A 13,380-nucleotide genomic window follows, 5' to 3' on the forward strand; every position below is an offset into this window, starting at 1 on the left:
GCTACTGTTGATTTATCATTTATTCTATAAAAGAATTAACGCTCTACTCTATTTATCGTACTACTTTAAATTGTACTTGTCTTCCAAAATGTCAATGAACTTACCGATAAAAAACGGGACTAATCGCTCTCGTCCCTGCCCCTTGTTAACCGGTCTTCCGTTTGGGGAGTGCAAAGGTAGGCAACATTTTTAAAGAAACAAATTTTATTGAAAAATATTCTCCAAAAAACCACAAAAAAATCTTATCACGCTGAATATCTGTAGTATTTGATATAATACAAAGTGAGCAAACTTCTAATCTGTTCATAACCTGACTCCCTTGCGACAGATGCAGCTTGCGCTAAAATCTGTGGATCAATTACATAATAGTCGTGTTGCAGGATATGCCTGACAATACCTATCTGTCCATGACGACAAGCAACAATTAGAGGAGAGATTCCTTGCTTCTCAATTTCGTTTAGGATTGGGTTTCCATCTGAAATACTTGAGAGAACAGCAATGTTCCCATTTTCACAGGCCTCCAGAATCTTACCGGAGGTGCAATCTAAGCCTGAATAATTAAGGTGTTCCATATCGTTTCTTCAATTTGAACGAAACAAAGGAAGCACATTATTTTGCCAACTTATGACAATAGTTACTCTACCGAGAATTCTTTTACATAAACGAAAGGCTCTCCTAATTCGCTCACCCCCTGAATAACTATCTTATACCTACCCTCTACAGATGGAGTTAAAAGGTTAACCCTTCTCTCTCCAAGTGCAGGAATTGTCAAAATTGGATCCCAGTATATGGTGTTTCTAAAATCTGGATATTTGCCTTTTTCAATCTCTTGTCCCGATAATTTTGAGAATGGTTGTGTGCCGTCAAAATCAACGATCCTGACATTCTTGTCAAATGAGAGACCGGGATACTTTCCTGAGTATGTTTTAAAATTGGCGATTCCGGTATAGCTTAGATTACCTATATAGTACCTGTCACCATAGATTGACAAACTTTTAACCTTTAAGGGATCATAGTCCAGCACTTTTGACTGTTCAAATACGGGAATCCCGTCTATAAGCACAAGCGTGTTATCTCTTGAGTAAGATACCGAATTAAACGAGTCATCCCATCTTATGTGTATCTGCGCTTTTTTATCACTTCTCCGGTATCTTAACTCAGCAACATATTCAATAATCACCTCCTCCATAACAGGGAATCTGGTATAGTCGTCCAAAAGGTATACCTTTTTTTTACCTCCAAGAAATGGGTTGTGCCGGGGGATGGTAAAATCAATCAGGCTATCTGTTCCAAATCTTTTATTCACCTGCATGCCAAAACTTCTCTCTTCAAGCGCTGGCGCCATTGATGAATGTAATATCAGCTGTTCTGCCGGAATTACTTCAGGATGGATAAAGGGGTCTTGCAATTCAACAGTAAACTTTGATGCTGTATCTTTGGGAACCACCTCAAGAACGCACTCTCTTTTTCCGTAAATATTATCTGTAAAAAATGAGACTTCACCCTTCTTGTCAGAGACTGCAGTATAAATTTCACCATCCCCACCCGGGATTGAGAGAAATACATTCATTCCGGTAAGATCTTCGTATTTTGTACCATTTGCAGGGACTATTCTGCCCTTAACAATTTCACCTTCGTATTCAGGGATGAATCCGCCCGCAAAAATTCCGGAGTAGGATCCGATTTTACCATTTAAAAAAGTGTTGATGTAAATATTATCATAGTCTGGAAGCTTATCATCCTTATAAACTGATACGCTTGCGGAAATGCTGTTATGTATGAGATTTGACAAAGAAAGTTCATATGAGCTGTTTGGCTTAAGTAAACCATTTAACGGCACCATGACTTCAAATGATTTGTTGTTTGTTATGTTATTGCTCTTCGCAATAACCTTTACATCACCACTGTCTCTTACAATTTTCACTCCTGATAACCTCTCGGCTGTCAATGTGTTGTATATAGATACCCTCTTTTCGAATAACGGAAGAGGTTTTTCATTTCGCATATATGATGTATAGGCTACAATTTTATATACTCCGGTTGGAAGAGTTAAAGGTAATTGGATATAAGCAGAGCCTCTCCCACTCTTTAAAGCCATTTTTGCGTTTAGCACCGGTCTCTTCTCTGCATATATCTCTATATACATTAAAGAACTTATATCTGAGACTCTCCTTTTGCCGTTTTCAATTTTAAAACTGAACCCTGATAACCAAATGTTCTCTCCTGCCACATAATTCTCCTTATCCGTAGAGAGGAAAACTCTTTCAACGACAATCTGCCCCAATAATCGGGAGGAAATAAGACAAAATAAAAGTATTGTAAAAATTATTCTCTTCATTGATTTGCTATTTATGGTCGTTTGGCCAGAATGATGGTTTGTTTTTTGTTCCTCTTAATCGGCAATCCACACAAGCATCCCTGGACCAAATACTCTCTCTGTCCATAGGGTTATTTGAGATCACAAGATATCCATCCTGATACAATGCCAGCCATGTTCTTGGGGGATCCTCCTTTTCCGGCACGATCAATTCACAATCATGGTAACTGGAGTATATATCCATCTCTGCATCCGATGCAAAGAACCTCATAGTTGATATTTCAACAGCACTTATAAACCCAAGAACGACTTCAGACGGATCACTGACACATCTTATATTCCCATATATTTCACTTGGCTGAGGAGAAAAAATGCCTCCAACCTTATCTGAGTTTTTTCTGATATTTTCCCAATATAGATAAGCTTCTCTGGTAATAGCTCTCTGAGAAACTTCAATTGAGTAGAGTATTGATATTCTGTCGTCGCTTTTGCCCATAGATACCAAAGGCATTTCATGAACCTTGTCTTGGGAGAGATGGCTTGTACTTGCTATCAGGATTGATTTTGAGACTCCCTTATTCCAGCAGAAGAAGATATTGTCTTCGTATGGCAGTTCATCTATTTGTCCTGTTTTAGGATTATAGGTGTATGATGCAAAATTGTGTGCGGAAAATTCCCAGTCTTCAGTATATGTCCATCTGTAATATTTTGTTCTGTTTGAAGGATCTTCTGTACTAACATGAAAAGTGACACTCTGTTTAACGGTGTCTCTTTTAAAACCAATATCTTTTATTGGAGGAGAGGTTAATACAGATAAGAGTTCTGATTCATAAAGATTGCCTCCCTGGAGAGAGACACAGAGTTTATACTTCTGACTTTTATCAAGAACCAGATTCTGAGTTCTGTATACAATAACAGAACCATTAATACTCTGCTGGGCAAAGAACTTAACTCCTTTTTCGCTCTCTATCCATACTGCTGCTCCCTTGATATAAGTGGTCTTGTTCAGATCTTTTAATCTCTGGGTCCTGCTTAAATAAACCTCTGTTACCCCTTTTGAATTGATATCGCCCTCAATTACCAGTATATTGTCTGATCCCTCGTACCCTACCGGTTCAAAGGGTATAACACAACTTAAGGGCAGACATAAAAGAAGAAAAAATATAAATGTTGATTTTGTGAACTTCATGTCTGCTCAGAATTTAATATTATAAGTAATATAAGGAATAGGTGCACCAAAGATCGAGAGCTTATACCCTTTAATCTTGCTACCGCTGTGTGTATCGTAATAGATGGAATATGCATTTTTTCGTCCGGTAAGATTGTATACTCCTAATGTAATAGTACTGTGGGTTAAAAGTGTCAGATTATGACTAGGCTCGATATTAATTGAGAAATCCATCCGGAAGTAATCAGGAATTCTGTATGCATTTCTGTCTGAATAAAACAGCCTGTAACCATTTCCGTAATTATATTTACTCAACGGTATTGTAACGGGCCTACCTGATGAGTAATCTACATTGAGAGAGACACTAAATCTTTGTGTGAATTTGTAATTTGCAACAAGTTTAATCTCGTGAGGTTTGTCATATGATGCGGAATACCAATTGCCTTTATTAATAAGCATCTCCCCGGACTCCGGCACCTGTTTAAGCATTGTTCTTGAATATGTATATGCCATCCATCCGTTAAGTTTACCCAGTGGTTTTTTAAGCATTATCTCGGCACCGTATGCTCTTCCCACTGTTTTAACCACATCCCTTTCAATATATTTATTCATTGTTATTACCGCCCCGCTCTTATAATCAAGATAGTTATCCATCTCTTTGTAATAACCCTCCACAGACAGCTCAATCCTCCTTCCGAAAATATTACCGTAAAAACCAGCTGCTGCTTGCCAGCCGGTTTGAGGAGATATATTTGCATCGCTTAGTTTCCATATATCAGTAGGAGATATTGCAGTTGTATTAGAGAGCATATGAATATTTTGTCTCATACTGTTAAAACCTGCTTTCAAAGAGAAGTCATTATTAAACGCATATCTGGCAGAGACTCTGAATTCCGGTCCCAAATAGGGTTTAACCATTTTACCTGAGGGGACAATGGTGCTGTCAACAATAGTCGACTCGCTCCTGGGTTCTCCCGGATAATAGTTAAAGTAGGTTTTCTCTCCCAGAGCAGAGTAAAGAGAATATCTCAGTCCAAGTTCAAGAGAGAGTTTATCTGTAATACTCCAGGTATCTCCAACATAGAGGGCAGATTCAACACCCTTCTCAAGTGGAAGTTTTCTGGGGACAACAATTGATTCCGCTCCCTCCGGCACCAATGATCCGGGACTCAGATGATAAAATATGGTATTAAGGCCATAATTAAGAGAGTGCTTTTCATTAATAAGCCAGTTAAAATTAGCTCTGACAAATCCTTGCTTTATATTAAAGTCCATTGTATAGGCATTTACAGGATTGCCAAAGTCACTTGTTTTATAATTATAGAGGTCATAGCCGGCAGAAATAACCAAATTATGGCTCTCGTTTATAATGCTCCGCCATTTCAGGGAAGCATTTGCGTTTTGGTAAGCAAAAGTTGTGTCATTACTGAATTTAAATCCATCTCTTGAATAGTATCCATTTAAATAGAGTGTATTCTTATTGTCAACTTTATAACTTAGGCCGGCTGTAAAATCCTGAAATGTTGCTGATCCGTTTTTATATTCAGTGTTCTCCGGAAGAAGGCCAAGAATCCAATCTGAATAAGTTGTTCTAACACCTACTATGAAATTTAATTTATCCTTGATAACCGGGCCCTCTATATGAAATTTCCCTGTCAAAAGCCCTATTCCGGCTGAGCCTGTAATCTTTTTACTATTGCCCTCTCGGCTGTTGATTTCAAGGACAGAGGAGATCCTTCCTCCAAATCTTGCAGGTATTGTACTTTTATAAAGCTCGATGTCATTAACGATATCTGCATTAAATGCTGAAAAAAGACCAAAAAGGTGAGTCGGATTAAAAATAGTCCCATCATTAAACAGAATCAGATTCTGATCTGTTGCGCCACCTCTTACATTAAATCCTCCTGAGGCTTCGCCTACCGATTTTACTCCGGGAAGAGTTAGTACAATTTTTAATACATCGGCCTCGCCAAAAGCGGCCGGAACATGTTTAATCCTGTCAATCCTAACCTTTTCCAAACCCATTTGGGTACTTCTTAGATTGTGGGTGTTTTCTGCTGAAAGAACCACCCCTTTAAGAGAGTAAACTCTCTCTTTCAGAAGGACATCTAATCCCCCATCTCCGTATAGTTCTACCATAAGGTCAGAATCTTCATAGCCGTAACCTTTAAATTTCAACATTCTTGAACCTGGCTGAAGAGATATTCTGTAAAAACCATATGAATCAGTAACTGCAAATGTTTTATTATCTGATGCGACAGAAATTCCTATCAAAGGCTCCCCACTGTCAAGGTCTTTAATGTATCCGCTAATAACAGCTCTTCCACCTTTTGAAATTCTTGAAGGATCTCCAACTTTATAAATCTTGTTTTGGGACATTGCTATGCTTTCAGTTCCGGGAAAGAGTGATGAAACTGAATTATCAGAGAGAGTATCTTCCCCTTCATTAAAGAAGGCTACAGGCAAACTCATCTGCAATACATCCTCTTTCAATACAAAGATATGCTCGCCTCTGATTGTTGCTGAATATCCTTGTCTTCTTAACTCGGAGGATAAATTCCTTAAGAAATCTTTCCTTGATGAACTAAGCGATATTTTTAATGAGTCAGAATATGCAGATTTGGGGAAATAGACTTTTAACCCCGCCTCTCGTCTGGCTACAGAAATCACGGAATCCGGACCGGCCATACTAAGAACGAATACATTTTGCTGTGCATAAGCAAATAAAGAAAAAGTACTACAGAAAAGTATAAACAATAATTTATTTCTCATCGCTTTCTTAGGTTGTTAATTTCTGCAAACTTCACAACCTCAAGAATTGAGTTATCCTTGTCGTTTGTAAAATTTAGTTTTGACTCTCTGATAAATCGTTTAATCTCCTTTTTAATCTGTGGATAGATTTTAATCAAATCGCGTCTGTTGGCAGCTTTATTCCACTTACCACCGGTATAAATATGAAAATTTTCTTCATGTTTGAATATTCTTCTGAGAGTTCCTGATGTAGCCGATTGAGGTATCTCCTCAACATAAATTTTCTTAACTTTCTTTAGAAGAGTATCTCTCCCGGAATATTGAAGCTGATAATAACCGGATTCAGGTGAAAGAGAATTAAAACTATTGTAATAAATAAAATTCTTACCTGCTATGTTAAATGAATTTACAAATTCTTTATTTACTATGACTGTTGATATTGATTCAGGTATTTTTATTATAAGTTCATCTATATGGCAATTAAGATTGATCTCAACATCTGTGTATTTTTTCCCGTTAAATATTATACTCCCTGTGTGAAATTTTTCATTTATAAGATAATATGAGCCTTCATGTTTGAAGTGATAACTAAAAGGGGCATTACCTCTGTATATTACAGAGTTAATATCCGCCTCTTCCATAAAAGATTTAAAATATTCTGTCGATTGTGCATTCAGAGATAGCGATGAGATTATTAGAGATAATAATCCCAAAGAGAGATTTTTCATAAGTTTTATTGGTTAAGTAACACAAATGTATAAAAAAAAAAGAGTCTGATGGTTATTAAATCATCAGACTCTTTGTAAAAGATGGCGGCTACCTACTCTCCCACTTGGTATAGCAGTACCATCGGCGCAAGCGGGCTTAACTTCTCTGTTCGGAATGGGAAGAGGTGGAACCCCGCCGCTATAGCCACCTTAATAAGGTTGCGCTCTTCAGCGTATATAATTAAGAGAGAGATTTAGTCAATAAAGACTCTGTCCTGTCATATGCAATACCAAAGTATCGCACGCGCATTTATAAGAAGCCTATCGGGTTATTAGTACTGCTCGGCTTTGACATTACTGCCTTTACACCTGCAGCCTATCGACGTGGTAGTCTTCCACGACCCTCAAGGGAAGTCTCATCTTGGGGCTAGCTTCGCGCTTAGATGCTTTCAGCGCTTATCTAAACCGCACATAGCTACCCGGCGGTGCAGCTGGCGCCACAACCGGTAAACTAGCGGTGCGTCCAACCCGGTCCTCTCGTACTAAGGTCAGACCCCCTCAAACTTCCTACGCCCACAACAGATAGGGACCGAACTGTCTCACGACGTTCTGAACCCAGCTCGCGTGCCACTTTAATCGGCGAACAGCCGAACCCTTGGGACCTGCTCCAGCCCCAGGATGTGACGAGCCGACATCGAGGTGCCAAACCGCTCCGTCGATTTGAGCTCTTGGGAGCGATCAGCCTGTTATCCCCGGAGTACCTTTTATCCTTTGAGCGATGGCCCACCCATGCGGAACCACCGGATCACTTTGCCCTACTTTCGTACCTGTTCGACTTGTCGGTCTCACAGTCAAGCGCACTTTTGCCAATATACTCTATGCACGGTTACCATTCGTGCGGAGTGCACCTTGGGAAGCCTCCGTTACTCTTTTGGAGGCGACCACCCCAGTCAAACTACCCACCAAGCGGTGTCTTTCTCGCGAAGTTAGATTCCAAGTAACAAAAGGGTGGTATTTCAACAGTGACTCCACGAATACTAGCGTACCCGCTTCGCAGTCTCCCACCTATCCTACACATTTGTTACCCAAAATCAGCGCTAAGTTGCAGTAAAGGTTCACGGGGTCTTTCCGTCCCGTTGCGGGTAAGCGGCATCTTCACCGCTACTACAATTTCACCGAGCTCATGGCTGAGACAGTATCCAGATCGTTACACCATTCGTGCAGGTCGGAACTTACCCGACAAGGAATTTCGCTACCTTAGGACCGTTATAGTTACGGCCGCCGTTTACTGGGGCTTCGATTCAATGCTTCGCTTGCGCTAACATCCCCTCTTAACCTTCCAGCACCGGGCAGGTGTCAGGCCTTATTCTTCATCTTTCGATTTAGCAAAGCCCTGTGTTTTTGTTAAACAGTCGCCTGGATCATTTCTCTGCGCCCTATCGCTAGGGTCCCCTTCTCCCGAAGTTACGGGGTTAATTTGCCGAGTTCCTTAGCCATGATTCACTCGAGCACCTTAGGATTCTCTCCTCACCCACCTGTGTCGGTTTACGGTACGGGCTGTATATCAATTAACGATTGGAAGATTTTCTTGGAAGTCTGTTTACCACAACTATCACTTCATCCGAAGACTCAGTGTACTGTAAACCATCAGCAAAAACCAGCTCTTAACCAGTTCCTATACCTACGGCCTTTAACCAACTATTCCGTCAGTTGGCGTGTGTGTCACTACTCCGTCTCTCCCGCTCTCAATATACAGGTAATGGAATATTAACCATTTGTCCATCGAATTCTCCTTTCGGATACTCCTTAGGACCCGACTAACCCTGATCCGATTAACGTTGATCAGGAAACCTTGGGTTTTCGGTGTGCAGGTTTCTCGCCTGCATTATCGTTACTTATGCCTACATCTTCTTTTCCATACGCTCCAGCAAACCTCACAGTTCACCTTCGTCGCTGAATGGAATGCTCCCCTACCACTCTATTCCTAAAGTCCATAGCTTCGGCAGTGTGTTTGATGCCCGATTATTATCCACGCACGGTCGCTCGACTAGTGAGCTGTTACGCACTCTTTAAATGAATAGCTGCTTCCAAGCTAACATCCTAGCTGTCGCTGCAACCACACATCGTTCTTTCAACTTAACACACGTTTGGGGGCCTTAGCTGTTGGTCAGGGCTTTTTCCCTCTCGCCACCGGACATTAGCACCCGATGACTCACTCCCAAGAAACACTTAACGGCATTCGGAGTTTGTCTGGAATTGATAGGCGATGAAGCCCTCGCATCCAATCAGTAGCTCTACCTCCGTTAAGCTATTACTTGAGGCTGTCCCAAAAGACATTTCGGGGAGTACGAGCTATCTCCCAGTTTGATTAGCCTTTCACCCCTACCCTCAACTCATCCAAATCCTTTTCAACGGAAACTGGTTCGGTCCTCCACAGCCTGTTACGGCTCCTTCAACCTGGTCAAGGGTAGATCACAAGGTTTCGCGTCTGTTCCCACTAACTAGTCGCCCTTTTAAGACTCGCTTTCGCTTCGGCTCCGTACCTGAAGTACTTAACCTCGCTAGTGAGAAACAACTCGTAGGCTCATTATGCAAAAGGCACGCCGTCATCCCTTACGGGACTCCGACCGCTTGTAAGCGAACGGTTTCAGGTTCTATTTCACCCCCCTGTTCGGGGTACTTTTCACCTTTCCTTCACAGTACTGGTACACTATCGGTCTTCTATTGGTATTTAGCCTTACGGGATGGTCCCCGTAGATTCAGACAGGATTCCTCGTGTCCCGCCCTACTCAGGATACCGCTATCAGTACAGATAAATACGTGTAAGGGGCTGTCACCCTCTACGGCCCATATTCCCATATGGTTCCACTTCGTATCTATACCAAATGTCGCGGTCCTACAACCCCGGTTTTGCCTCAACAAAACCGGTTTAGGCTATTCCCCTTTCGCTCGCCACTACTCAGAGAATCGATTTTTCTTTCTTTTCCTGCAGGTACTAAGATGTTTCAGTTCCCTGCGTTGGCACGCATCTCTGCGTGACTGGCCTTCAGCCAGCCGGGTTGCCCCATTCGGATATCCGCGGATCAAATCTAGTTTGCAAATCCCCGCAGCTTTTCGCAGCTTACCACGTCCTTCTTCGCCCATAGAAGCCAAGGCATCCTCCGTTCGCCCTTAAGTAACTTCTTAAAACGCTCGAAATTGTAGTCCCTTAATCCTAAAATTAACAGACTAAATTTATATTTAATTCTTTTCTTTACCTCTATTATCTCTCTCAAAATGTCAATGAACTATCCGTTTTTTCTCAAACGGGCTGCAAAGGTAGGGACTTTTTTCAATTCTCCAAAAAAATTTGAATTGAATTTCTTATTATCTTAGCCCAAATTTTATGAAAATATGAAGAAAATCGTTGCATTATTAGCTTTTATAACTCTTAGCGCCTATTCCGGCCTTGCCTGTACAAATCTTTTAATAACATCCGGGGCATCTGTTAACGGAAGCAACATGGTAAGCTACTCTGCTGATTCTCACACCAGATATGGTGTACTTGTACACTATCCTGCAAGCAGATACCAGAAAAACTCCACGCTTGATATATATGAGTGGGGAAAGGAGAGGTATCTTGGCAAAATTCCTCAGGCAGAAAAAACATATAATGTAATTGGTAATATGAACGAGCATCAGGTTGTTATAGGTGAATCAACCTGGGGCGGTCTGGAGTCTCAATATGATCCTCAGGGTATAGTTGACTACGGATCACTTATGTATATTGCTCTGCAAAGAGCTAAAACTGCAAGGGAGGCAATAAATGTGATAACAACTCTTGCTAATGAATATGGTTATGCATCTTCAGGAGAATCAATATCCATCGCAGATAAGAGTGAGGTTTGGTTTCTTGAGATAATAGGGAAGGCTCCAAAAGTGGTTGACGGGAAAAACATTAACAAAGGAGCTGTCTGGGTTGCTATTCGAATACCTGACGGATATATTTCAGGTCATGCAAACCAGGCAAGGATAACAACATTTCCAAAAAACGACCCGGAAAATTGCCTGTATGCACCGGATGTAATAACTCACGCCAGAGAGCAGGGGTTGTACAAAGGAGGCGATGAAGAGTTCAGTTTTGCCGATACATATGGTCCTGCAGATGGAGCAACAGTCAGGGGATGTGACGCAAGGGTATGGAGCTTCTTTAACAGATATGCAGAGGAGGATATGAGTAAATATCTGGACTACGCACTTGGACATAATCTTAAAAACAGAATGCCTCTTTATGTTAAAGCTAAGAGAAAATTGGGTGTCAAGGATGTAGCCGATATGATGAGAGATCACTACGAGGGTACAGCTATGGATATGACAAAAGATATAGGTGCAGGTGGAAATGCCCTGCCTTACAGATGGAGACCAATGGGATTCGAGGTTGACGGAGAGAAATATATAAATGAAAGAGCTATCGCAACACAGCAGACCGGCTTTTGGTTTGTGGGAGAGGCGAGACCCAATATACCTGATCAGATAGGAGGCATATTCTGGTTTGCAGTTGACGATGCCGCCACATCTCCTCTAACCCCTGTATACACCTCATCTACTTCTATTTCGGATAACTACAGACTTGGAAATGGCTCAATGCTGGAGTACTCCCCTACCTCTATGTTCTGGATAACAAACAGAATTGCTCAGTTTGCCTATCTCAGATACAACCATATAGGAACAGAAGTTAGATCAATAATAGATACTCATGAAAAAGAGATGATGAAGAGAGTAGCTGAGACAGATCAAAAAGCGTCAGAATTTTTAAAAAAGAGTCCGGAGAGAATTGCTCCCCTTACGACTGAATTTTCCGTAAACTCAGCAAACGAACTCTTTAATAAGTGGAAAAAACTGGATGAATATCTTCTGGTTAAATATATGGATGGTAATACAAAGAAACAAAATCCGGACGGTTCATTTAAAAATAATGGCCACTCTGACAAAATACCTCCCGCACCCGATTTTCCGGGATATACAGATATCTGGAAAAAAGCTGTTAAGGAGAGCGCCGGACTAAGATTAAGAGAACCTTAACCCAATTCTCCTCTTGAAAAAGAGGAGTTTTTTATTTTTAAATTAGTAAACCGTTTTACTATTTAAATAATAAAATTATATTTGTACTAGTCGAAGTCAACTAACACTAAACTTACTTATATGAAAAAATTCTTCTTGCAATTCAAGAATGAGGATTGGATTGCTACATTTATGGGTGCAATTCTTGTTATTCTTGTAATTTTTGTACCATCCCTGGGCAAGGTGAAGTATCAGTTCCCTGAGGGATACCCTGACTGGTTTGCCAAAGTCCCTTTTGAAGTAACAAAATTTGTGATAATCTTTGGTCTGAGCTATATTGGGCTTAAGCTCCTTGATGTTAAAATGAGATGGTTCCCGCTCTCATTCATCTTTATTTACGGATTATCTTTTCTTGCTCAATATATTAGTACTCTTGCACCAATAAAACAGATTGGTTTTGAAGCTGTCTTTTTTTCTGTTGCAATTGGATTACTAATAAGAAATGTTTTTGGGTTGCCTAAATGGCTGGAGCCGGCGGCAAGAAGTGAATTTTTCATAAAGGCCGGTCTTGTTGTTCTGGGAACAACTATAATATTTGGTGAGATAATGAAAGCCGGTTCTTTAGGAATGGTTCAGGCTATAATAGTTATACTTCTGGTATGGAACTTCTCTTTCTGGCTTTCAAAGAAACTGGGTATTGACAAAGAGATGGGTGTACTCCTCTCAACAGCTGTTTCAATATGCGGGGTATCAGCCGCAATTGCTGCAAGCGGTGCAATGAAGGGTGATTCAAAGAAACTCTCTTTTGTTGTCTCTCTGGTTCTGGTTGTAGCTGTCCCGATGATGTACTTAATGCCTTTTCTTGCAAAGCTTATGGGATTAACACAAGAGGTTGCAGGAGCATGGCTGGGGGGTACTATTGACACAACAGGCGCTGTTGTTGCTTCCGGAAAATTCCTGGGAGATATTGCTGAATCACAAAGTGTTATAATAAAAGCCTCTCAAAATGCACTTTTGGGGGTTGCCGCATTTGCTATTTCAATTTATTGGTCAATGAAAGGAACTAATAAGGAGTTAAGACCATCTGCATCAGTAATATGGGACAGGTTTCCAAAATTTGTAATCGGGTTTATGCTGGCATCTGTTGTTTTCAGCTTTCTATTAGAGCCGGCTACAGCGAAGGGATTGAGCGGTGCAGCCAAAGCTCTTAGAGAGACCCTCTTCTCCGTTGCATTTGTTGCCATCGGGCTTGAAACCGATTTCAGAAAAGTGTTTGGGAAGGAGAACAACCGATACACAGCCGCATTCCTTATTGCTCAAACATTTAATATTATCCTGACTTTAGCAATTGCATTCCTGTTGTTTGGCAAATATGAATTCTCCTTTGGATTCTAAAA

The 13,380-nt window shown here is 40.8% G+C and carries 7 protein-coding genes and 2 rRNA genes; 2 read left to right on the forward strand and 7 right to left on the reverse strand.

The genetic code is table 11. From position 1 onward, the window contains the following. Window positions 1-245 precede the first annotated feature (245 nt). The 7 genes from U5907_04910 to U5907_04940 all read right to left on the reverse strand — a co-directional run bounded on the left by U5907_04910 (window position 246) and on the right by U5907_04940 (window position 10,129). On the reverse strand, window positions 246-572 hold the full coding sequence (locus U5907_04910) for a hypothetical protein (protein ID WRQ33987.1): 327 nt from the start codon (window positions 570-572) through the stop codon (window positions 246-248). Between the two features lie 62 nt (window positions 573-634). Continuing rightward, entirely contained in the window at window positions 635-2,338 is a 1,704-nt protein-coding gene (locus U5907_04915; protein WRQ33988.1) for a hypothetical protein, read from the reverse strand. A 7-nt stretch (window positions 2,339-2,345) separates the two neighbouring features. Then, on the reverse strand, window positions 2,346-3,506 hold the full coding sequence (locus tag U5907_04920; GenBank protein WRQ33989.1) for a DUF4249 domain-containing protein: 1,161 nt from the start codon (window positions 3,504-3,506) through the stop codon (window positions 2,346-2,348). Between the two features lie 6 nt (window positions 3,507-3,512). Further along, on the reverse strand, window positions 3,513-6,257 hold the full coding sequence (locus tag U5907_04925; protein ID WRQ33990.1) for a TonB-dependent receptor: 2,745 nt from the start codon (window positions 6,255-6,257) through the stop codon (window positions 3,513-3,515). Then, on the reverse strand, window positions 6,254-6,964 hold the full coding sequence (locus U5907_04930) for a hypothetical protein (protein WRQ33991.1): 711 nt from the start codon (window positions 6,962-6,964) through the stop codon (window positions 6,254-6,256). Before U5907_04930 ends, U5907_04925 begins: the two co-directional genes overlap by 4 nt. 79 nt (window positions 6,965-7,043) lie before the next feature. Continuing rightward, window positions 7,044-7,156, reverse strand: a 5S ribosomal RNA gene (gene rrf, locus U5907_04935). A 98-nt stretch (window positions 7,157-7,254) separates the two neighbouring features. Beyond that, window positions 7,255-10,129: ribosomal RNA gene (locus U5907_04940) — 23S ribosomal RNA — on the reverse strand. 207 nt (window positions 10,130-10,336) lie between these two features. Between U5907_04940 and U5907_04945 the strand changes: the two genes are divergently transcribed. Continuing rightward, the gene (locus U5907_04945) at window positions 10,337-12,004 is read left to right on the forward strand and encodes a C69 family dipeptidase (protein WRQ33992.1); all 1,668 of its coding nucleotides are present in this window, start codon (window positions 10,337-10,339) and stop codon (window positions 12,002-12,004) included. 120 nt (window positions 12,005-12,124) lie between these two features. Next, window positions 12,125-13,378, forward strand: coding sequence for a putative sulfate exporter family transporter (locus U5907_04950; protein ID WRQ33993.1), 1,254 nt, complete (start codon window positions 12,125-12,127; stop codon window positions 13,376-13,378). Window positions 13,379-13,380 lie beyond the last annotated feature (2 nt).

The organism is Bacteroidales bacterium MB20-C3-3 (assembly GCA_035609245.1).
Lineage (GTDB): Bacteria > Bacteroidota > Bacteroidia > Bacteroidales > UBA932 > Bact-08.

Bases quoted from the DNA above. Each gene is read 5' to 3' on its own strand.
- U5907_04910 (WRQ33987.1), bottom strand. From the start codon at position 572: ATGGAACACCTTAATTATTCAGGCTTAGATTGCACCTCCGGTAAGATT.
- U5907_04915 (WRQ33988.1), bottom strand. From the start codon at position 2,338: ATGAAGAGAATAATTTTTACAATACTTTTATTTTGTCTTATTTCCTCC.
- U5907_04920 (WRQ33989.1), bottom strand. From the start codon at position 3,506: ATGAAGTTCACAAAATCAACATTTATATTTTTTCTTCTTTTATGTCTG.
- U5907_04925 (WRQ33990.1), bottom strand. From the start codon at position 6,257: ATGAGAAATAAATTATTGTTTATACTTTTCTGTAGTACTTTTTCTTTA.
- U5907_04930 (WRQ33991.1), bottom strand. From the start codon at position 6,964: ATGAAAAATCTCTCTTTGGGATTATTATCTCTAATAATCTCATCGCTA.
- U5907_04945 (WRQ33992.1), top strand. From the start codon at position 10,337: ATGAAGAAAATCGTTGCATTATTAGCTTTTATAACTCTTAGCGCCTAT.
- U5907_04950 (WRQ33993.1), top strand. From the start codon at position 12,125: ATGAAAAAATTCTTCTTGCAATTCAAGAATGAGGATTGGATTGCTACA.